Genomic DNA, 19,798 nt, shown 5'->3' with positions numbered 1-19,798 from the left:
ACCCATTCCCAAGTCTTGAAACTGTCGCTAGGCTCGCCCCAGAGCCAGTGAGGGGGAGCACATGACCAATTCGTTTTTTCAGCCGGTCTCGGCGATGGAGCTTGCCCGGTTTGCCGGCATTCCCACCTTCATGCGACTACCCAGCATGACGCTGGACCACGACCGTATTGCCGAAGTTGAGCTGGCTCTGGTCGGCATTCCGTGGGACGGCGGCACCACCAACCGCCCCGGCGCACGGCACGGGCCGCGTCAGTTGCGGGACTATTCCACGATGATCCGCGCGATGAACCCGGTGACCGGCGTTGCGCCTTTTTCCATGGTCAATTGCGCCGATCTGGGCGATGTCGCGCCGAACCCGGTGGATATCCAGGATACGTTGGACCGGGTGACCCGTTTCTACGCCGATCTGACGGCGCGCGGTATCACCCCCCTGACCGCCGGAGGCGACCACCTGACCACCCTGCCCGTCCTGCGCGCGCTGGCCAAATCCGGTCCGCTGGGGCTGATTCAGTTCGACAGCCACACCGACCTGTTCGACACCTATTTCGGCGGCCACAAATTCACCCACGGCACCCCGTTCCGCCGTGCGGTCGAAGAAGGGCTGGTGGACCCCAAACGCTTTGTTCAGGTCGGTATCCGCGGCACCGCCTACAACACCGAGGATATCGAGTGGGGTGAGGCACAAGGCATCCGCATCATCCGGATCGAGGAACTGTTCGACCGGGGCATCAACGACGTGATGGCCGAAGTGCGCAGCATTGTCGGCACCGCACCCACCTATTGCACCTATGACATCGACTTTGTGGACCCGACCTATGCCCCCGGCACCGGCACGCCCGAAATAGGCGGGCCGAACAGCTTTCAGGCGCAGCAGGTCATTCGCCAGATGGCGGGCGTCAATCTGGTCGGCGCCGATCTGGTCGAGGTCGCGCCGCCCTTCGACCCCGAGGGCGGCACGGCCTGGCTGGGCATCTCGCTGATGTTCGAACTGCTCTGCGTGCTGGCGCAGGCGGTGGATGCGCGCCGCTAACTGACGTTTTCGGCAATCATCGAGATCATCTCGAACATCACCGCCGCCGCCGTCAGGGCGGTGATGTTGTTGGGACTGTCCTTGGTGGGCATCATGCAGACGACATCTCCGCCCACGATGTTCAGGCCCCGCGCGGCCCGCAGAATACCGACCGCCTCGTCAATGTCGAAGCCCTTCTCGCCGGGTTCCAGATTGGACACGGCGGGCGCGACCGTCGGGTCGAGGCAATCCAGATCGAAGGTGATATAGACCGGACGATCCCCCAAAACCTCGCGCGTCTGCGCCACCACATCCTCAAGCCCGCGCTGACGGAATTCGCGCATGGTGACGATGTTGTAGCCATAGTCATAGGACGGCTGCAGCCAGTCCAGACTGCGCGGATGGCCCCGCAGCCCGATCTGCATTGACCGGGTCGGATCGACCTGCCCCTGATCTGCCAGATACGCTCCCCAATGGGCCGCCGATTTCTTGGCGCCCAGAAAGTGGTCAACCTTGGTGAACACGTCCGTATGCGCGTCCAGATGCAGGAAACTGACCGGTCCTCCACCCGCCAGCTTGCCGTTGCCCAGCGCCTGCACGATCCCGCCCGTGATCGAATGATCACCTCCGACAGACACCGGCCGCGCCCCTGCCGCGTCGATATCCTTGTAAAAGGCAGTGATGCGTTCGATGCAGTCCTCGTTGTTGTTCGCACGCGGAAACGGCACGTCGCCCACGTCGGCAATTTTCGCGCTGTTCCACGGATCGATCCCGAACACCGAATGCACCCGGCGCTGCACCGCCGAGACATGGCGCAAGGCGCGGGGGCCCAGATGCTGATCCCGCTCGGTCGTGCCGTTACCGGTTGAATGCGGCACGCCCACCAGCGCGATGTCTTTCCCTTCGGGCCCCTCATTCGGGCAGCGGAACAAGGTGGGTACGCCCCACCAATAGAGATTGTCCATCATGGACTGTTCATAGCGATCGGTCATTGTCTTCCCCGGTCTAAGAAAAACGCCCCCGGCGGCAACCGGGGGCGTGTGCTTTAGATTTTCTCGTCTTCTCGCCGGAAGGCGCCCTGCACGATCCGGTCCATCACCATGGCAAGGAACAGGATGGCGAACCCGCCCAGCAGACCCGGACCCTTGGCCGCATATTGCAGCGCCTCAAGGATTTCCTTGCCCAGACCGCCGCCGCCGATCAGCGAGATGATCACAACCATCGACAGACACATCAGGATGGTCTGGTTCACGCCGGTCATGATCGATGGCAAGGCCAGCGGGATTTCCACATCCTTCAGCAACTGCCACTTGGAGGCACCGAAGGCGACCGCTGCCTCTTTGATGCTTTCCGGTACACCTCGCATCCCCAGTGCCGTCAGGCGAATGACCGGCGGCATGCCAAAGATGATTGTGGCCAGAATGCCCGGCGGGTTACCGGTGCCAAAGAAGGCGATGATCGGGATCAGATAGACAAAGGCAGGAAGTGTCTGCATCAGGTCCAGCACCGGTTCCGCCGCGCGATAGGCTCGCTTAGATTTACCGAACCAGATGCCCAGCGGGATGCCGAACACCACGCACAGCAACACCGCGGCTCCAACCAGCGCAACCGTCTCCATCGCCACATCCCAGTAGCCCAGCAGGGCGATGTACGCGAGCGAGGACGCGGTGAAAATCGCCACGCGCGGCCCCGCCGCACGCCACGCGGTCACGCAGATGACAAGCATCACCACCGGCCACGGCGACCCGATCAGAGCGATCGTCAAAGCATCCAGAACCGAGCGGACACCGGCGACAATGCCGTCAAAGACATCGCCACCAGCGGCGGCGGCGGCGTCGATCTGTGCCTCCATCCAACTGGCAAGGTTCGAGAAGATCGTGCCCTCGCCCTCACCCAGTATCAGCGCAGACACCTCTTGTTCCGGGAAAGCATCTAACATCGCCAGCGACGCATTCACCGTGAACTTGTAGATGATCAGCGGTGCAATCGCGGCCACCAGAATCGCGCCCAGAACCGTATTGCGCGTCGACCGACCACTTTCCGTGCTGGTCGGATCGATCCGCCATTTCGAGTACTGCTTTTCATAGACCCGGTCCGCGTAGAACCCCTGAGCCAGCTTGAACACGAGCAGCATCAGAAGTCCGGTGATCATGATCCCCGACGCCTCGGCCTGAGCCGCCTGTGCTTGCGCCAGACTGCTGTCCGCTGCCTTCTGAATATTCTCGGCCAGACGGTTGAACCGGTCAATATCGGCCTGCTCGGTTGCGGCCGCCGCACGCTCCAGCAACTCGTTGGCGCGCGTCTGCTGACGTTCGGCCCGTTCGGCCAAATCGGCACCGGGATTGCCCCAGGCGCCGCGCCCGATCTGGACCCAAGCGATGATTTCCAGGATCAGGAAGGTCCAGAACATCCCCCAGATGGCCCGCGAGGCGGACCAGAACGGCCCCAGCACCGCCGCCCAGACATTGAACGTATTGGGCAATGCGCTGGTGGCATCGTGGATCTTGTGAAACGCGGTGACGTAGTAGTCACCATTCGGACCGACGAATTCGTGAATGGACTGGTCCAGTGCCTCGCGGTCGACCTCGATATCGGAGGCGGCCGTGACTTTCATTTCCATTGCTGCATCAGTCATTTTTGCCTCCCTGAATTCCGCGCAGCAGACGCGGTTTGGTCACGATACCTACGTCGCTGCCGGAATCGGTTATGACGACCGGCATGTCCGTGTTCACGGCCAGATCGATCAGCTGGTCCAGATCCGCGCCCTCATCGGCGCGCGGCGCCCCGTCGAGCGGGCCGGAATAGCTGCCCATCGGCTCCATAATCGAATGCGCCTTTACCAGTTTCAGTTTCGAGATGCCCTGCACGAACTCGCGCACATAATCATCCGCCGGGTTCATAACGATGTCTTCGGGCGTACCGATCTGCACGATCACCCCGTCTTTCATGATGGCGATGCGGTGGCCGATGCGAATGGCCTCATCCAGATCGTGCGTGATGAACAGCGTCGTCTTCTGCAGCTGCGCCACAAGGGCCTTGAACTGATCCTGCAATTGCAGCCGGATCAGCGGATCAAGGGCCGAGAAGGGTTCATCCATCAGCAGGATTTCGGGGTCCGAGGCCAGCGCACGGGCAATCCCCACCCTCTGCTGCATCCCGCCCGACAGCTCTTTGGGCAGACGGTCTTCGTAACCGGTCAGGTCCACCAGACCCAGCGCGTGATCCGAGACCGCCCAGCGCTTGGACTTGGACACTTTGCGAATTTCCAGCGGATAAGCCACGTTATCGCGAACCGAGCGGTGCGGCATCAGCGCCATGTGTTGAAACACCATCCCGATCTGCTGCGCCCGGATGCGGCGCAGCTCGGCCTCGGAAATCTGCGACACGTCATGGCCCAGAATCTCGATCTTGCCCGAGGTCGGTTCGATCAGGCGGTTCACGTGCCGCACCAGCGTCGATTTACCCGAACCCGACAGGCCCATGATGCAGAAAATCTCGCCCCGCGGCACATCGAAGGTGGCCCCCTGAACACCCACGACGCAATTGAATCTTTCCAGAACCTCGGGCTTTCCAATGCCTTCGTTCCGCACGGCTTCCATGGCCTCTTCGGCCCGAGCGCCAAAGATCTTCCACACATCCGTCAGTTTTACGACTGTTTCGGTCATACTTGTCCCTTTGATGCAAAACAGGCCGCCGGACATGTCCGACGGCCTGTCCGGTATTCAATTCCGGTTGGTATCAATCACTGAGACATCCAGCCCAGAACGGCATCTTCGTTGGCAGCCACCCATTCCTCGGCATAGGCTGCGGGCTCTTTGCCCTCGATCACCAGCGCATAGGTCATGGCCGAGACCGTGTCGGTGTCCAGCTTCATGTTCGCCAGCAACTGGGCAACTTCGGGGAACTCATCCTCGAGCGATTTTGCATAGTGCAGGTGCAGATAGGCCAGATCCCAGGCTACACCGGCCTCGGATTTCTCAAGCCAGTCCGGATCGTCGGTGGGCTGCAACACGTTCCACTTGGACGCGTCATAGGCCGGCTCTTCCAGAATCTGCATGTCATGCAGGGCAAACACGTAGTGTGGCGTATAGCAGAACCCGACCCACGGATCGCCCGCCTTGATCGCGTTGTCGAGATTGGCGTAGGCCACCGTCTCGTCGATCTCGGTCAGCTCCATCACCTGATCATAGCCATAAGACTTGGCGCGGATCTTCTCGACATTGGTCGAGGCCCAACCCGGCGCCCCGATCCAAACCTCGCCCTGACCGTCGCCATTGCTGTCGAACAGCGCGGCAACATCGGGGTTGGTCAGATCTTCGATTGAACGGATATCGTTGGCATCCGCAGTCGCCTTGTCGACGCACATGCCCTGGAACGCTTCAACACCGTTGGGGTTAAAGGCAACAGTACCTTTGTCGGTGACATAGGTATCATGCAGGTTCTGCTGGTTCGGCATCCAGACTTCGGGGTGAACATGCATGGCGCCGGAATCCATCGCCTCGAACACGATCGGGTTGGTCCCGTTCTGCAGCTCGACCTCAAGCCCAAGGTTCTGTTCGATCGCCACCTTCAGAATATGCGCAGTGGCATTCACCGACGGCCAATTCGGCACGCCGATCACGATATCTGCAGCCATCGCCGGTGCTGCGACCGCCATCGATGCGCCTCCCAAAAGCGTTGCAAGTTTTTTCATCTGATATCTCCATGTTGGTCGTTCGTGATGCTTTTTTTGTGTCCTGAATGGACGTTGGCGCACCTTGCGAACATTAGCGGGAAGGCGAAACTTCCCCGTTTTCTTGGCCAGCGGCTTGCTGCGCCGGGTTGGCCAGAAAATTGAACCATGCCAGCACGCCGCCCTTCAAGAGCTACATGCGGCAATCCGTATTATGCGACATTATCGTAATTTAATTTCGCTTTTTTGCAAATAGAGGCGTCTTCTGAAACTCCGCGCCAATGCAAGAAATTAGGCCGCCCCCGCCCAAAACTGTGCCGGAATATTGTGTCGTTCTGCCAGAGACGCACTGGAATACGGCCGGCACGTCGATGCCCGGCACTTTTGGCAGAAGGACCGGCTAGGCCCATGCCAGCGGCAAGCGCTGTTTGCGATTGGGAACATGTTGAGCGATCTCTTTTATACGCCATCACTTTGGCTTTAAATAACAGCCTAAAAACACATGAGCCTCTCCAACCGAACTGGTCCATCATTATGTTTAGGAAACGAAGGACCAAGAATGGCAAACATGCGACCGACGACACCAGCTTCACCTCTAAGCCGGAGACGGCGCTTTTTGCCCGGAACCGAGATCAAAACTTCATGGCGGGTCTTTGCGGTATCAATCGCAGCCAAAACAGGCTCGCCCTGCGCAATACTAGCATCGGCCATAGTCGGGGCTGAGGCCGACAGGACACATTGCTGCGACGGTCACGACTAGCTGCAATCGCAGGCTGGAACCGCATATCCGCAGGGCTTTCAATCGGACTTTGATACAACGGTCGGGATGTATCGTCCGGGTTCCGGCCACCCTCGCGCGCTCTGGGTCTTAGTGGCCATTTGACAGAACGCAAAGTCGATGCTTACCCTAAGCGCAGCGCGGTGCATGTAATCTGAATTTCCAAGATTTATCAGCGTCCTGAGACGTCTTTTGCGGCGGTGTTAAAGCCAGACTTGCAACCTGGAGAGTTTGAGATGGAATTGATCACAGAACAGCTTCGCACCTATCCGATCATGGCGCTGTTTCTTTGTCTGGGCCTGGGATACGGCGTCGGCAAATTCCGGGTCGGCAAGTTCGAACTGGGTGGCATCGCCGGTACCCTGCTGGTGGCAGTCTTCGTGGGCCAGATCGGCGGCATCAACCTGAGCACCGATGTTCAGAACGTCTTTTTCTCGCTGTTCATCTTCATGGTCGGCTACAACGGCGGGCCGCAGTTCTTTGCAGCCCTGAACCGAACCGCCCTGACCAAGCTGCTGGCAGCGTTCATGATGACCCTTTGGGGGCTGTTCTTTGTCATAGTCGTTGCTCGATTAGCCGGGCTGGACAAGGGGCTGGCGGCCGGTCTGGCCGCCGGAGGGCTGACGCAATCGGCCATCATCGGCACCGCCGGAAACGCCATCGACCTGCTGGGGCTGGCCGCAGATAAGGCCGAAAAGCTCAAGACCAACATCGCGGTCGGGTATTCGGTCACCTATATCTTCGGCTCGATCGGCCCGATCCTTGCGGTCAGCGTCATCCCGATCATCATGCGCGTCGACCTGCGGCAAGAGGCGATCAAGCTGGCCCAGAAACTCAGCGGCGGCGGCCGCAAGCTGGAGGAAGGCGAATTCCTCCCGATGAACCGGTTCGACGCCCGCGCCTATCAGGTGAATGCCGACGCCGCCATCGCGGGGCAAACGGTGAAAGCCATCGAAGGTGGATATGACGGCGATCTGATTGTCGAAAAGCTCCTGCAAAACGGTGCTCCGGTTGACCCAACGCCCGAAACTGTCGTCAGCGCCGGAGATGTAATTGTCGTATCCGCGTTGGTTGCGACCCTGACGCAGTTCGAAGGCACCGCAAGTGGCGAGATCGGAGAGTACCCGCCCGAACTGACTATCGTGGAAGAGCGCCGCAATGTCGTCATCACCAACCGCAAGCTGGCAGGCAAGACCCTGTCAGAGCTGCGCGACGCACTGACGGCGGATCAACGCCGCGGGGTCCATATCTCGAAGATCACGCGCATGGGGCATGACGTGCCCGTTCTGCACAACACCGAAATCCACGCGGGCGACGAGGTTTCAATCGTCGGACACAAGGACGATCTGAACCGGGTGTCGAAAGTTGCGGGCTATGTGCCGCCCGCGGCCTCGGTCACGAATTTTATCGCGCTGGGGATCGGCGTGGCTGTCGGTTACCTGATCGGCGAAATCAGCTTTGTCATCGCAGGTACAAAAGTGGCGCTTGGGTCTGGTCTTGGATGCCTCGTGACCGGGTTGATCATCGGATACATGCGTATCCGGCGGCCCAAGATCGGCGGCATCAACCGGGGTGCCGCGAATTTCCTGCAGAGCTTTGGCCTTGCGGTCTTTGTCGGGGTCGTTGGCCTGAACGCCGGCAAGCCCGCGCTCGAGGCGATACAGCAATACGGCATCATCCTGTTGTTGCTGGGTGTCGTCGTCACGCTGATGCCGATGATCGTTCAGTTCCCGATCAACTATTTCGTCCTGCGCATCAAAAACCCGGTCGAGGCCTGCGCGGTTGTAACCGGGTCCAGATCCGGCAATCCGGGTTTCGCGACGCTGCTGGAAAAGACCGGGAACGCAACCCCGACACCCGCCTTCACCATGACCTATGCGGTGGCGAACATCTTCCTGACGCTCTGGGGCCCGCTGGTTGTGGCCTTCGTGCCGTAAGCTACATCAACAGGATCACGATGACCGAGCCCCACAGGGCCAGCAGCACGTTGCCCACGGCGTAGCCGAGGCCGTAACCCAGTGTCGGAACCTGGCTTTGGGCGGCCTCCTGCACGGCAGCCAAACCGGGTGCCGAGGTCCCTGCCCCACAGCAGGTGCCAGCCAGAACGCCCTCGTTTATCCCAAACACCTTGCGGCCGACTATCACCGCCGATCCGTGGGCCAATAGCACAATCGCGACCGAGCCGAAGATCAGCGATGGCCCGCTTTTCATCACCCCCGTCACAAAGCTGGGCCCCGAAGTTATGCCGACACAGGCCACGAACACGCACAGCCCCAGCGAGTCGAATATCCACAGTGTCGCCTCGGGCACAAAGCCAAATGTCCGGTGGACCGAGCGCAGCCACCCCGCCACCAGCCCACCCAGCAGCACCCCGACCGAGGTGCCGAGACCCAGCTCGATCGCACCGTATTTCAGCGCAGGGATGCCGATCAGCCCTCCCAGCAGGATGAAAAAGGCCACAAAGACCATGTCGGTCTTGTTGGTTTCACGGTCCAGATAGCCCAAACGCGCGGCGGCATCTTCGATATGGCTGCGGGTGCCCGATACGGTCAGCACATCGCCCTTGTGCAGGGTCACGCCACGAAAGATCGGCAGCCGCTCGCCGCTGCGCATGATACCGCGCAGATAGATGGTGCGCGCCTCGGGGCGGGCGGACAGTTCGGCAAGGGTTTGGTTGACCACCTCTTTATTGGTCACAACGATATCGTTGGTTTGCACGGGAAGATCGAGAAGCTCGGGGTCTTCAACCTCTTCCCCCAGCATGGCAGTGTGATCGATCAGATAGGACCGCACGCCCGCAATGGCGGCGATGTCGCCCTCTTGTAGAACCATATCGCGCGAGGTCGGCAGGATCTTGTCCCCGCGTCGCACCCGGTCGAAAAAGGCGCGGACATGGTCGGGAACGCGGGCCTCAAGCTCGGATATGCGACGGCCCGCGAATTCGGGATTGATACGATAGGCGCGGGCCTCAAAATCGCGGTGTTCCGACACCATCGGCGCGCCATTGTTGTCCAGCTCGGCCTCATGTTCCGCACAAGCCTCTTTCAGTGACCGGCCATAGAACCGGGGCGCCAGTTGAGTGTGAAAAAAGATCGTTGCGATCACGCCGACGAAATAGGCAACGGCGAAACCGGTGGCGATCTCACCATCGAAAATCTGCTGCGCGGCCTCGTCGGCCCCGGTTTTGGCAAAGGCGTCTATCGCCACCCCCAGCGTGGCGCTTTCGGTCACACCGCCCGCCAAAAGGCCCGCTGCGATACCGACCGACAGCCCCATCAGCGGGGCCAGCAGCGCGGCCACGACCAGAGCCACAACACACAGCAAAACGGTGACGGCAATCTGCGGCAAGGCGTGCAGGTTCAGGGATCGGAAAAATTGCGGCCCCGTCCGGTAACCGATGGAAAACAGGAACAGCAGGAAAAACGCCTGTTTCAGGTCATCCGACACCACCACCCCTGTCTGGCCAACCAAGACGCCGGCCAGCAGGCAACCGGCCACCGATCCCACCGTGAACGAGCCTATGGTGATCTTGCCCAACGCGTAGCCAAGGGCGAGGCTGCAGAACAGGGCCAGGGCAGGATGGTGGCCAAAGATCGACCCGATCACTTCCATTTCGGCCCCTCCCCCTGCGCCTTTGTTCAGCCGTGCAACGGCAACCCTTTCGAGGCGCGATAGGCCTGCACATAGCCCACAGCCACCGCCCGCACCGCACGGCCGATCTGACGATAGGCGCTGTCATCGAGATTGGCGAAGGACACCCGCGCTGACCAATTGGGCGCATCAAAACCCGACCCGTTCAGCAGCACGATCCCGTGGTCCTGCGCCAGCTTGAACGAAATATCCAGCGGGTGGACATTTTCCTTGATCCACTCGACCACCTCTTCGCCGACATATTTGCGCAGCCAGAATTCGAAATCGATGATGCCGTAATACCGGTCGAACAGCGGGTTGTCGGGCACGTCGATGCCCATCCCATCGACCAGCTCATCAAAACGGTGTTTCAGGATGCCCCAGCAGAATTTTTGATAACCTTTGTCCTCATCCATCAATTCGACCAGCGAGAACAGCGTCATCATTACCTGCTGCGGCAGCGACAGTCCCGCCGTATGGTTCAGCGCCACATCGCGGCTATCCGCGACGATCCGGTCGATGAATTTGAACGAGGACGGATCCGGTGTCAGCGTCTCGTACCGCGCGTTGACGACGGCCTTGGTCTCCTCTGGGGCTTCGGCGATCATCTTGTCGAAGATGTTGTTCTCAGACACCAGAATCGCGCCCAGCCGCCAGCCGGTGCAGCCGAAATACTTGGAGTAGGAATAGACCCCGATCGTATTGTCGGGCAGGTGCCCCATCACCGACTGAAAGTTCGGAATGAACGTGCCATAGACGTCATCGGTCAGGATGATCAGATCGGGACGCCGGGTTTTGACGAACTCGACCAGCCGGGCCATCACCTCGGGGCTGATCGCGACCGAGGACGGGTTGCCCGGGTTGACCAGAAACAGCGCTTTGACCTTCGGGTCGGCCAGCTGTTCAAGGTCTTCGTCGGTCAGCTGGAAATGATCTTCCTCTTCCGAAGACACATCCACCACGTTCAGCCCGTAGTCTTCCAGCACCGGCATTTCCAGATAAGGCGTAAAGATCGGCGTGCCCAGCGCGATAGTGTCGCCCGCGTTCAGCAAGCGCTGGTTCTTGAGCGCCTTGAAGATATAGCACATCGCGGCGGTGCCACCTTCGACGGCGTAGATGTCGAACTTTGCGTCCGGCCGATGCCCCGCGCACATTGCCCACATCACGTATTCATGGACGATCGCCTCATTGTGTTTCATGCATCGATCTGGCATCGGATAGTGGTCGCCGACGATGCCGTCGGTCAGTTCCAGCACGAAATCGTCCGGCGTGAAGCCAAATTTCTCAATCGCAAAATCCACAACGGCGGCCAGCGTATCCGCGCCCGGGGGGCCGTTCCTTGCAACCGAGTCGGCGCAATAGGCCTTGAGCCGGTCACAACAGCCCGGCCCCTGCGGCATCCCCGCCAGCCCGACCTGCGGTTCATAGCGGTGACGCTGCGCTTCGGTCATGGCGAACTGCCCCAGCAGGAAGAACGCCTCGCGCGCCTTGGTGGCGATCCAGTTGGGATTGCCACGCCCGGCATTCAGATAAGGCAGAGCCATCTGGCGCGACTCTTTCTGAGCCAGCTTGATGAGTTCGTCTTTGATCTGAAAGGGGCTTAGGTTCTCGAACTTATGCAGGTCCAGTGTTTCTGACATGGTTACAAACCCTTGCGTTAAATCAATCGGAAGAATTCACCCGGATCGTACGCAAGGATTTGCGCTTGTGTAAACTGCGCTGTCGGAACCTGACGTAAGGGCAATTACTGCTGCGGGATCAGTTGATCCGGGCAGAGGCCGCCAGCGCACCGGCCAGGGCATTCTGAATTTCATCCGGGAAATCCCGGCCTTTTTCATGCAACCCGGCGGCAACCCAGCCCACGGTGTGCCCGCGGCTGCCGATATCATTGGCCCGCACCACCGTGGGGGAGGTGCGCTCGACACTGACCAACGCCATCGAGCGTTCGATTTCACTTTCCGTCAGAACCATTTTGACCGCGCTGAAGATATCTACCGACACCTGCAAGGTCTGATGCTCAAGCCGATGCGCGGCATCCGTCAGTAGGCGCGTGCAAAAGGCCGACAGAAAATACCAGCGGAAGATGGAAAAAACCCGATCCTGCAATTCACTTTGCATCGCAACGCCGTCAGCTGCCGCACCGGCGATACGTTCAAACGCGATTTCGGCCGCTTTGGAGGCCTGGCAAATCTGCCGCTCACGTCTGGCAATAGAAATAATACGCGGCGCAAATTCCACGGCGGCTTGGTGGGATTCCAAATTCATACGCGTCCTCCAACGTTAACTCCTGATGAGGACTTGGAAACTCTCGAAATAAATCGGTTGCGATTTAACGCCATTTTTTGCAGAAATTGTCCCTTTGCTGGCATAATAAAAATGCCACAAAGCAGGCTTCAAGGCAAATACAAGTGGTCTCTGGGGCTCAATATGTGTCTGTTTGTGCAGGTTTTCCCGCCGTCTGAATTGGGACACACGCGGTGATTTGGACCAAAACCTACATATATCTGACACGTTCTTGTAATAGTTATGCCCATTTTGGCGTCTATCAAAGCTCAATCCTGCTGATCAGTTTACGAGTTTGAATTTAACGAGGGGGTACGAGCGGGACCAGGGGGTGAGCGCCTGACCAACCGGGCTCGCCGACGGCCAGAGCAGCTCCCCCCGCCGCTTACAGTCAATCGATTTTGCTTTTCTGCGCATGTGGTGTGACGCCAAAACTGGACCGGTACACGCGCGAGAAATGGCCGGGGCTTTCGAACCCGCAGGCCATGGCGACCTCGGTCACCGATGCCTCGGTCTGCAGCAGCAGTTTCTGGGCGCGCTCCAGGCGCAGCTCCATGAAGTACTTCTTTGGTGATGTGTTGAGGTATTTGCCGAACAGCCGTTCCAGCTGCCGGGTCGAGATGCCCAGATCCTCGGCAATCTGTGACGGCGACACCGGCGCTTCGATACAGCCCTGCATGATGTGGATTGCTTTGGCCAGATGGGCGTTGCGCATCCCGTTGCGCGACTGCAGAGACACCCGTTGTTTCGCCGTGGCATTGCGCACCGCATTATAGACCATCTGATCGGCTACAGCGACCGCCAGCTCCTCACCATGATCGCGCCCGATCAGGTGCAGCATCAGGTCGGCCGTCGCTGTGCCACCCGAGGCCGTGATGTGCTTTTCGTCAGCCACAAAGACGCTGCGCACAAGGTTCACTTCGGGGAACGCCTCCATGAAGGCATCATGGTACTCCCAATGGATCGCAGCCTGCATTCCATCCAGAAAACCGGCCTCGGCCAGCAGCCAGGCGCCCGAGCACAATGCACCGATGGCCGTTCCCTTCGCCCTTTCGCGCCGCAAGGTTGCCAGCAACGCACGCGTTACATGGTTGCGCATATGGATGCCTGAAAGCACGAACAACTGGTCGGTCTTCGGAAGCGTCTCCAAGCCACCATGCACCAGCGTGACCGATCCGTTGGAACAGACCGCCTGATCGCCATGTTCCGAAAGGAAGGTCCAGTCATAGAGGTCTTCACCACTGACCAGATTTGCGATTCGCAGCGGTTCAACCGCGCAGGAAAAGGCAAGGTGCGAGAATTCCTCGATCAGAATGAATGTGATGTGGCGCGGCTGGCTCATCAGGCGTTCCGTTCAGCTTGGCGTAGTCGATGGTCTATGCTGCATGATTTTTTTCTGTATACAAGATGTATTTTTCCAGAGTACAGAATGTGCACGCAAGCTGCGATGCGATTCGCACGACACATTTGAGGAGGGATGGATGAAAGACGATGCCAAATCCCGCAAAGCCCAACTGACCGAGCATCTGCGGGTGTCCATCCTGACCCTGCGCCTAAAGCCGGGTGCGGACCTAGACGAGGCGCATCTGTCCGATGCGTTCGGCCTCTCGCGCACACCGCTGCGCGAGGTGTTCCGGCAACTGGCGGGCGAAGGTTATCTGGACCTGCGCACCAACCGCAGCGCCCGCGTGTCCGAGATGTCCTACACGACACTGCGCGACTTTTTCCTGGCCGCGCCGATGGTCTATGGCGCGGTCCTGCGGCTGGCGGCTCAGAACGCGACCCGCGCGCAGATTGAGGATTTGAAAGAGGCGCAGCAGGCCTTCAAAGCCGCGCTGCGCACCGGATCGCCCGAGGATCGGGCGATGGCCAATAACCGGTTTCACGACGTGACCGGCGCGATGTCCGGCAATGTCTACCTGCTGCCGTCGTTCAACCGGCTGCTGATCGATCACGCCCGGATCGGGATGACCTTTTACCGGCCGCAGACGGCCAAAATGTCCGAAAACCTATCCCAAGCAAGCACCCAGCATGACGCCATCATCGCCGCCATCGAGGCGGGCGACGAGGCGGCTGCTGCGCAGCTGGCCGAGGATCACTGGAACCTGTCACGCGATCAGATCGAACTGTTCGTGATGCCTGACGCGCTGGATGTCCCGATGGGCGTCCCGCCGCTTTCGAAACCTGCATGAGGACGGAATGAACCCGATTTTCAGATTTGAAGGGATCTATACCCCTGTGGTCACGCCCTATCACGAGGATGGCAGCGTGAATTGGGACGCCCTGTCCGACGTGATCGAATACCTGATCGAGAACGGTGTGCACGGGTTGATCTCGGGCGGTTCGACCGGCGAGAACTATGCCCAGACGGTCGATGAACGGCTGGAACTGGCGCGGTTCACGCATAAGCGCCTGAAGGGCCGGCTGCCGCTGGTCGTTGGCACTGGCGCGATGCTGACATCGGATTCGGTTGCGCTGGCCTCTGGTGCGCGTGAGATCGGCGCGGATTCGATCCTGTTGGCCAGCCCGCCCTATTCGGTTCCCACCGACCGCGAAAACGCGTTGAACGCGCTGGCAATCGACAAGGCCGCTGACCTGCCGGTGATGCTTTATAACTACCCGCACCGAACCGGCACGATGATGGGCGAGGAATTCCTGGACCGCGTCGGCCGCAGCCGGAATTTCTGCGGCATCAAGGAAAGCTCGGGCGATATCAACCGGGTGCACCTGCTGGCCCGCGACTATCCGCATATCCAATTGGGCTGTGGCATGGACGATCAGGCGCTGGAGTTCTTCGCCTGGGGTGCGCCGTTCTGGGTCTGCGGCGGGTCGAACTTCCTGCCCACCGAGCACGTGGCGCTGTATCAGGCCTGCGTGATCGAGGGCAATTTTGCCAAGGGCCGCCGGATCATGTCTGCCATGATGCCGTTGATGCGGGTGCTGGAACAGGGCGGTAAGTTCATCCAGACCATCAAGCACGGCGTCACCATGAACGGGATTGACGCAGGTGTAATGCGGGCTCCGCTGAAGGGTCTGAACAAGGACGACAAGCGCGCGCTGGAACAGGTGACCCGCGTGCTGAAAAAGACAATCGCTGACATCGTGGCGGAGGGGTAAAGCATGGATCTGCTGACACAGGACGAATACAAATCCATCGCCGCGGGACTGACCCTGCCAACCGGCGCATTCATCGACGGCGCGTTCCGTCCGGCGGTCTCGGGTGAGACCTTCAAGACGGTGAACCCCGCGACCGGCGACAAGCTGGCAGACATTGCGGCTTGCGGCGCGGCGGATGTGGACTTTGCCGTCGAAAAGGCGCGCGAGGCGTTTGACGATGGCCGCTGGTCGAAACTGCCCCCCTCGGACCGCAAGGACGTACTGATCCGGCTGTGCAAACTGATGACCCGCAACGCCCGTGAACTGGCGGTGATGGAGAGCATCGACAGCGGCAAGACCATCTATGACTGCGAAACCGTCGATGTGCCCGAGACAATCCACTGCCTGAAATGGCACGCCGAGGCGATCGACAAGATCTATGATCAGGTCTCGCCCGCCAGCGACGACCACATCGCCATGGTGGTGCGCGAGCCGATTGGCGTTGTGGGTCTGGTGCTGCCGTGGAACTTCCCGCTGCTGATGCTGGCATGGAAGATCGGGCCTGCGCTGGCGGCGGGGTGCACGGTGGTGGTGAAGCCGGCGGCGGAAACCACGCTGACCGCGCTGCGTCTGGCCGAACTGGCGATGGAAGCGGGCCTGCCACGCGGCGTGTTGAACGTCGTTCCGGGTGGCGGTGCGGATGTGGGCGAACCCATCGGGCGGCATATGGATATCGACATGGTGTCCTTCACCGGCTCGACCGTCACCGGCAAGCGGTTCCTGGCCTATTCGGCGGAAAGCAACGCCAAAGAGGTGGTGCTGGAAATGGGCGGCAAGAACCCGGCCATCGTGATGGACGACGCCGAAAACCTCGACCGTGTGGCCGCGCATATCGTCAACGGTGCGTTCTGGAATATGGGCGAGAACTGCTCGGCCTCGTCCCGGCTGATCGTGCACAAGGACGTGAAAGCGGAATTGCTGGAACGCATAGGACACCACGCCAAACAGTGGAATATCGGCGATCCGCTGGACCCCGAAACCCGCATGGGTGCGCTGGTCAGCGAAGGCCATTACAATAAGGTTTGCGGCTATCTGGATCAGGCCGAGAATGTGGTGATCGGTGGCAAGGCCAACAAAGGGTTCGTCGAAGCCACCGTGGTCGAAGTTCCCGGCAACGACTCCACCCTGGCGCGCGAGGAAATCTTCGGCCCGGTCCTGTCGGTGATTGAGGTTTCCGGCTTTGACGAGGCCATCAAGATCGCCAATGACACCGAATATGGTCTCTGTGCCTCGATCTTCACGGCCAACGCGAAACGCGCCATCCGGGGTGCGCGGGCTATCCGGGCGGGCACGGTGACGGTGAACAGCTTTGGCGAGGGCGACATCACCACGCCCTTCGGCGGTTACAAACAGTCGGGCTTTGGTGGCCGCGACAACTCGGTCCACGCGCATGACCAGTGCACCCAGCTGAAAACCATCTGGATCGATCTGGCCGATGACGCGGATGAGGCAGTCGATTGAGCGCCTATACCGCCAGAACCCTGCCGGTCCATCGCGGGCCAGCGGCGTGGAGCGCCATCCTTGGCGCGCAGCCGCCCGCGCAGGAACTGGACGGTGACCTGACCGCTGATTTCACCATCGTAGGCGCCGGGTTCGCCGGGCTGTCGGCGGCCCGGCGCCTGACCCAACTGCAACCCGACGCCAGGATCGTCGTGCTGGAGGCCGGACGCGTGGCCGAGGGCGCAGCGGGGCGAAACTCGGGCTTCATGATCGACCTGCCTCATGATCTGGCCTCGGACGATTATGCCGGGGCGGGCGACGACAGGGTGATGATCGCACTTAACAGGCAGGCGATCGCCTTTGCCCGCGCAGCGGTCGAGCAATACGGGATCGACCCGAACTTCTTTGATCCGGCGGGCAAGGTGAATGGCGCGGCCAGTGCGGCAGGCCACGCCCATAACGTCAGCTATGCGCAACATCTGGAGACGCTGGGGGAAACCAGCGAAATGCTGGACCCGCAGCAGATGCTCGACCTGACCGGCTCGCGCCACTACCGGTCCGGCCTCTACACACCTGGCACGGTCATGTTGCAGCCTGCGGGTTACATTCGCGGGTTGGCAGCCGGGCTGGTCGGGGACGGCGTGGGGCTGTACGAAAACTCGGCTGTCACCGGGTTCGAAAAACAAGGCGGCGCGTGGCAGGTGCAAACCCAGCGCGGATCGGTCAGCACCGGCGCGGTGATCCTGACGGTCAACGGCCATCTGGAAAGCTTCGGTATCGAGCGGGACCGCCTGATGCAACTGTTCCTGTTTGCCGCGATGACGCCGGAGTTGGACGCCGACGCATTGGCCCGATTGGCAGGACAGCCGCGATGGGGTGTGACCCCGTCCGATCCGATGGGTACCACGATGCGGCGGATCGACAGCGGACAGGGCGGCAATCGCGTCATCACCCGCACCTGCGCGGCGCTGCGCCCCGGCATGGCCGCAACCACGCGCGATCTGGGCCGGGCCTCGCGGGTGATGCAGCGCAAGTTCGACCAGCGGTTCCCGCAATTGGCGGGGATTGAGATGGAGTACCATTGGGCCGGTCACCTGTGCCTGAGCCTGAACAGCGTCTCGGTCACGCGTGAGATTGAACCGGGGGTCTATTCCGGGTGCGTCCAGAACGGGCTGGGCACCGCACGCGGGACCCTGACCGGGATCGCAGCCGCAGAACGCGCCTGCGGGCAAAGTTCGGACATCACCGAGTATTTCGAGGCCGAAGATCAACCCAAGCGCCTGCCACCGCAGCCTTTCCGCGAGATCGGCGCAAATGCCGTTCTGCGCTGGAAGGAGTGGAAGGCGCGGGACGAGTGATCAGGGCAGGCTCAGCTTGGCCATGCGCCCGCCATCTACTGTATAGATCTGCCCGGTGACAAAACTGGCCTCGTCCGAGGCGAGAAAAGCAACCAGCGCCGCGACCTCCTCGGGTGCGCCGGTTCGGGCGATGGGGTGGATACGCTTGATATCCTCGCGGAACGTTTCGGGATCCGGCATCGATGCGATGAAATCCAGGTTCAGTTCAGTATCGATCCAGCCCGGCGCGACAGCGTTACAGCGGATGCCCTCGGCCCCGTGATCCACCGCCACCGCACGGGTCAACCCGTGCAGCCCGGCCTTGGTCGCGCAATAGGCGGCGTGGCCGGGATTGCTGCCCAGCCCTTCGATCGACCCGATATTGACGATGTTGCCGCCCGCCTGACGCAGATGTGGCAGTGCCGCCTTGATCAGCAGAAACGGCGCGGTGAGGTTGACCGCCAGGTTGCGCTGCCAGTCCTCAAGGCTCATCTCAACGACCGATGCCTCCTGCATCATCCCGGCATTGTTGACCAGAATGTCCAGCCGCCCTGCCCGGTCGATCACCTGATCAACCACGGCTTGCGGGCTGTCGGGATCACAGAAATCGGCCGCGATACCATCGAAATCGGGATCAGAGCCGCGTTGTGCCGTGAACGCACGCGCCCCGTCCAGCCTCAGCCGCGCGGCAATGGCCCGGCCAATTCCGCTGCGCCCGCCAGTAACGAGCGCGGTTTTGCCCTCAAATCGGCTCATGAGACCGGCTTCCCTCCGTTCACTTCCAACAACGCGCCGCAAACATAGCGTGCGGAATCCGAAACCAGAAACATCACCACATCGGCAATGTCCTCGGGCTCGGCGATGCGACCCAGCGGAACGGTCTGGCCCAGCTCGGCCACTGCGGTATCCGGATCGAACCCGCGCTTTTCAAAGCCCGAGCGCAGCATCGGCGTGTTCACCTCATTCGGACAGACGGCGTTGATGCGGATGCCGTGATGGGCGTGGTCCATGCCCATGCACTGGGTCAGTGAGGCGATCGCGGCCTTGGTCATGCAATAAACCGCGTGGTTCGGGCCGGGCCGCAGGCCCCAACAGGATGCGGTGTTGACGATGGCGCCACCTCCGTTCGCGGCCAGGATCGGGATTGCAGCCCGGCAGATACGAAACGGGGCCTCGACATTTACGCCCAGCGACAGCGCCCAGTCCTGATCCGATGTTTCGGTGACCGAACCGCGCGTAATGACGCCTGCATTGTTGATGACGATATCCAGACCACCCAAGGCCTCGGCTGCATTGCGGGGCAGCGCATCGGCATAAGATGCGTCCAGCAGATCGCCGGGCAGATGGGCCTCTGCCTCGATCCCCTCGGTCACACGGTCGGCCACCGCGACCCGCGCGCCCGCCCGACGCAGACGCTGCACAATGGTGGCACCGATCCCGCCGGCAGCCCCGGTCACGAGGGCTGTTTTTCCGTTCAAGTCCATTTTCACTCC

At 60.7% G+C, this 19,798-nt stretch carries 16 protein-coding genes; 6 read left to right on the top strand and 10 right to left on the bottom strand.

The annotated features are described in order from the left end of the window. The first annotated feature begins 61 nt into the window (after positions 1-61). The gene (locus ACR0DO_RS16380) at positions 62-1,030 is read left to right on the top strand and encodes an agmatinase (protein WP_480560329.1); all 969 of its coding nucleotides are present in this window, start codon (positions 62-64) and stop codon (positions 1,028-1,030) included. On the opposite strand, the gene ACR0DO_RS16375 is transcribed toward ACR0DO_RS16380, so the two are convergent. From ACR0DO_RS16375 to ACR0DO_RS16360, 4 genes are all read right to left on the bottom strand, one after another. Further along, a complete protein-coding gene (locus tag ACR0DO_RS16375; protein ID WP_480560327.1) occupies positions 1,027-2,001 on the bottom strand; it encodes an arginase family protein in 975 nt (324 codons plus the stop codon). The genes ACR0DO_RS16380 and ACR0DO_RS16375 overlap by 4 nt on opposite strands. Positions 2,002-2,054: 53 nt before the next feature. Beyond that, complete coding sequence (locus ACR0DO_RS16370; RefSeq protein WP_480560325.1) at positions 2,055-3,644, bottom strand: ABC transporter permease; 1,590 nt, start codon at positions 3,642-3,644, stop codon at positions 2,055-2,057. Further along, positions 3,637-4,674, bottom strand: coding sequence for a glycine betaine/L-proline ABC transporter ATP-binding protein (locus ACR0DO_RS16365; RefSeq protein ID WP_170447700.1), 1,038 nt, complete (start codon positions 4,672-4,674; stop codon positions 3,637-3,639). Before ACR0DO_RS16365 ends, ACR0DO_RS16370 begins: the two co-directional genes overlap by 8 nt. Before the next feature lie 77 nt (positions 4,675-4,751). After that, entirely contained in the window at positions 4,752-5,702 is a 951-nt protein-coding gene (locus tag ACR0DO_RS16360; RefSeq protein ID WP_480560323.1) for an ABC transporter substrate-binding protein, read from the bottom strand. 993 nt (positions 5,703-6,695) lie between these two features. Here ACR0DO_RS16360 and aspT (ACR0DO_RS16355) point away from each other — a divergent pair. Further along, positions 6,696-8,396 (top strand): aspartate-alanine antiporter, encoded by a 1,701-nt coding sequence (gene aspT / locus ACR0DO_RS16355; protein WP_480560321.1) that lies wholly within the window; start codon positions 6,696-6,698, stop codon positions 8,394-8,396. Between the two features lies 1 nt (position 8,397). On the opposite strand, the gene aspT (ACR0DO_RS16350) is transcribed toward aspT (ACR0DO_RS16355), so the two are convergent. The 4 genes from aspT (ACR0DO_RS16350) to ACR0DO_RS16335 all read right to left on the bottom strand — a co-directional run bounded on the left by aspT (ACR0DO_RS16350) (position 8,398) and on the right by ACR0DO_RS16335 (position 13,714). Then, positions 8,398-10,071, bottom strand: coding sequence for an aspartate-alanine antiporter (aspT, locus tag ACR0DO_RS16350; RefSeq protein ID WP_480560319.1), 1,674 nt, complete (start codon positions 10,069-10,071; stop codon positions 8,398-8,400). Positions 10,072-10,097: 26 nt separating this feature from the next. After that, positions 10,098-11,729 carry a bifunctional aspartate transaminase/aspartate 4-decarboxylase gene (locus tag ACR0DO_RS16345; RefSeq protein WP_480560317.1) on the bottom strand — a complete coding sequence of 544 codons (1,632 nt, stop codon included), beginning with the start codon at positions 11,727-11,729 and terminating at the stop codon, positions 10,098-10,100. A 118-nt stretch (positions 11,730-11,847) separates the two neighbouring features. Further along, the gene (locus ACR0DO_RS16340) at positions 11,848-12,354 is read right to left on the bottom strand and encodes a hypothetical protein (protein ID WP_480560315.1); all 507 of its coding nucleotides are present in this window, start codon (positions 12,352-12,354) and stop codon (positions 11,848-11,850) included. Between the two features lie 409 nt (positions 12,355-12,763). Then, complete coding sequence (locus tag ACR0DO_RS16335; protein WP_480560313.1) at positions 12,764-13,714, bottom strand: GlxA family transcriptional regulator; 951 nt, start codon at positions 13,712-13,714, stop codon at positions 12,764-12,766. A gap of 139 nt (positions 13,715-13,853) precedes the next feature. On the opposite strand from ACR0DO_RS16335, the gene ACR0DO_RS16330 reads away from it, so the two are divergent. The 4 genes from ACR0DO_RS16330 to ACR0DO_RS16315 are packed head-to-tail and all read left to right on the top strand — an operon-like array spanning position 13,854 to position 18,326. Beyond that, positions 13,854-14,564 (top strand): GntR family transcriptional regulator, encoded by a 711-nt coding sequence (locus tag ACR0DO_RS16330; protein ID WP_480560311.1) that lies wholly within the window; start codon positions 13,854-13,856, stop codon positions 14,562-14,564. A 7-nt stretch (positions 14,565-14,571) separates the two neighbouring features. Further along, entirely contained in the window at positions 14,572-15,489 is a 918-nt protein-coding gene (locus tag ACR0DO_RS16325; RefSeq protein ID WP_480560309.1) for a dihydrodipicolinate synthase family protein, read from the top strand. A 3-nt stretch (positions 15,490-15,492) separates the two neighbouring features. Beyond that, entirely contained in the window at positions 15,493-16,989 is a 1,497-nt protein-coding gene (locus tag ACR0DO_RS16320) for an aldehyde dehydrogenase (RefSeq protein WP_480560307.1), read from the top strand. Beyond that, positions 16,986-18,326, top strand: a complete 1,341-nt coding sequence (locus ACR0DO_RS16315) for an NAD(P)/FAD-dependent oxidoreductase (protein WP_480560305.1) — start codon at positions 16,986-16,988, stop codon at positions 18,324-18,326. The genes ACR0DO_RS16320 and ACR0DO_RS16315 overlap by 4 nt, the downstream gene beginning before the upstream one ends. Here ACR0DO_RS16315 and ACR0DO_RS16310 read toward each other — a convergent pair whose 3' ends face one another. Together ACR0DO_RS16310 and ACR0DO_RS16305 are read right to left on the bottom strand one after the other, a co-directional pair. Next, on the bottom strand, positions 18,327-19,061 hold the full coding sequence (locus tag ACR0DO_RS16310) for an SDR family NAD(P)-dependent oxidoreductase (protein ID WP_480560303.1): 735 nt from the start codon (positions 19,059-19,061) through the stop codon (positions 18,327-18,329). Further along, entirely contained in the window at positions 19,058-19,789 is a 732-nt protein-coding gene (locus ACR0DO_RS16305; RefSeq protein WP_480560301.1) for an SDR family NAD(P)-dependent oxidoreductase, read from the bottom strand. Before ACR0DO_RS16305 ends, ACR0DO_RS16310 begins: the two co-directional genes overlap by 4 nt. Positions 19,790-19,798 lie beyond the last annotated feature (9 nt).

This window comes from Ruegeria sp. AM9 (genome assembly GCF_056540565.1).
This window is presented reverse-complemented; position numbering and strand designations above follow the sequence as displayed.

What these genes read in the sequence shown, in the direction of transcription:
- ACR0DO_RS16380 (WP_480560329.1), top strand. Translation starts at nt 62, where the DNA reads ATGACCAATTCGTTTTTTCAGCCGGTCTCGGCGATGGAGCTTGCCCGG.
- ACR0DO_RS16375 (WP_480560327.1), bottom strand. Translation starts at nt 2,001, where the DNA reads ATGACCGATCGCTATGAACAGTCCATGATGGACAATCTCTATTGGTGG.
- ACR0DO_RS16370 (WP_480560325.1), bottom strand. Translation starts at nt 3,644, where the DNA reads ATGACTGATGCAGCAATGGAAATGAAAGTCACGGCCGCCTCCGATATC.
- ACR0DO_RS16365 (WP_170447700.1), bottom strand. Translation starts at nt 4,674, where the DNA reads ATGACCGAAACAGTCGTAAAACTGACGGATGTGTGGAAGATCTTTGGC.
- ACR0DO_RS16360 (WP_480560323.1), bottom strand. Translation starts at nt 5,702, where the DNA reads ATGAAAAAACTTGCAACGCTTTTGGGAGGCGCATCGATGGCGGTCGCA.
- aspT (WP_480560321.1), top strand. Translation starts at nt 6,696, where the DNA reads ATGGAATTGATCACAGAACAGCTTCGCACCTATCCGATCATGGCGCTG.
- aspT (WP_480560319.1), bottom strand. Translation starts at nt 10,071, where the DNA reads ATGGAAGTGATCGGGTCGATCTTTGGCCACCATCCTGCCCTGGCCCTG.
- ACR0DO_RS16345 (WP_480560317.1), bottom strand. Translation starts at nt 11,729, where the DNA reads ATGTCAGAAACACTGGACCTGCATAAGTTCGAGAACCTAAGCCCCTTT.
- ACR0DO_RS16340 (WP_480560315.1), bottom strand. Translation starts at nt 12,354, where the DNA reads ATGAATTTGGAATCCCACCAAGCCGCCGTGGAATTTGCGCCGCGTATT.
- ACR0DO_RS16335 (WP_480560313.1), bottom strand. Translation starts at nt 13,714, where the DNA reads ATGAGCCAGCCGCGCCACATCACATTCATTCTGATCGAGGAATTCTCG.
- ACR0DO_RS16330 (WP_480560311.1), top strand. Translation starts at nt 13,854, where the DNA reads ATGAAAGACGATGCCAAATCCCGCAAAGCCCAACTGACCGAGCATCTG.
- ACR0DO_RS16325 (WP_480560309.1), top strand. Translation starts at nt 14,572, where the DNA reads ATGAACCCGATTTTCAGATTTGAAGGGATCTATACCCCTGTGGTCACG.
- ACR0DO_RS16320 (WP_480560307.1), top strand. Translation starts at nt 15,493, where the DNA reads ATGGATCTGCTGACACAGGACGAATACAAATCCATCGCCGCGGGACTG.
- ACR0DO_RS16310 (WP_480560303.1), bottom strand. Translation starts at nt 19,061, where the DNA reads ATGAGCCGATTTGAGGGCAAAACCGCGCTCGTTACTGGCGGGCGCAGC.
- ACR0DO_RS16305 (WP_480560301.1), bottom strand. Translation starts at nt 19,789, where the DNA reads ATGGACTTGAACGGAAAAACAGCCCTCGTGACCGGGGCTGCCGGCGGG.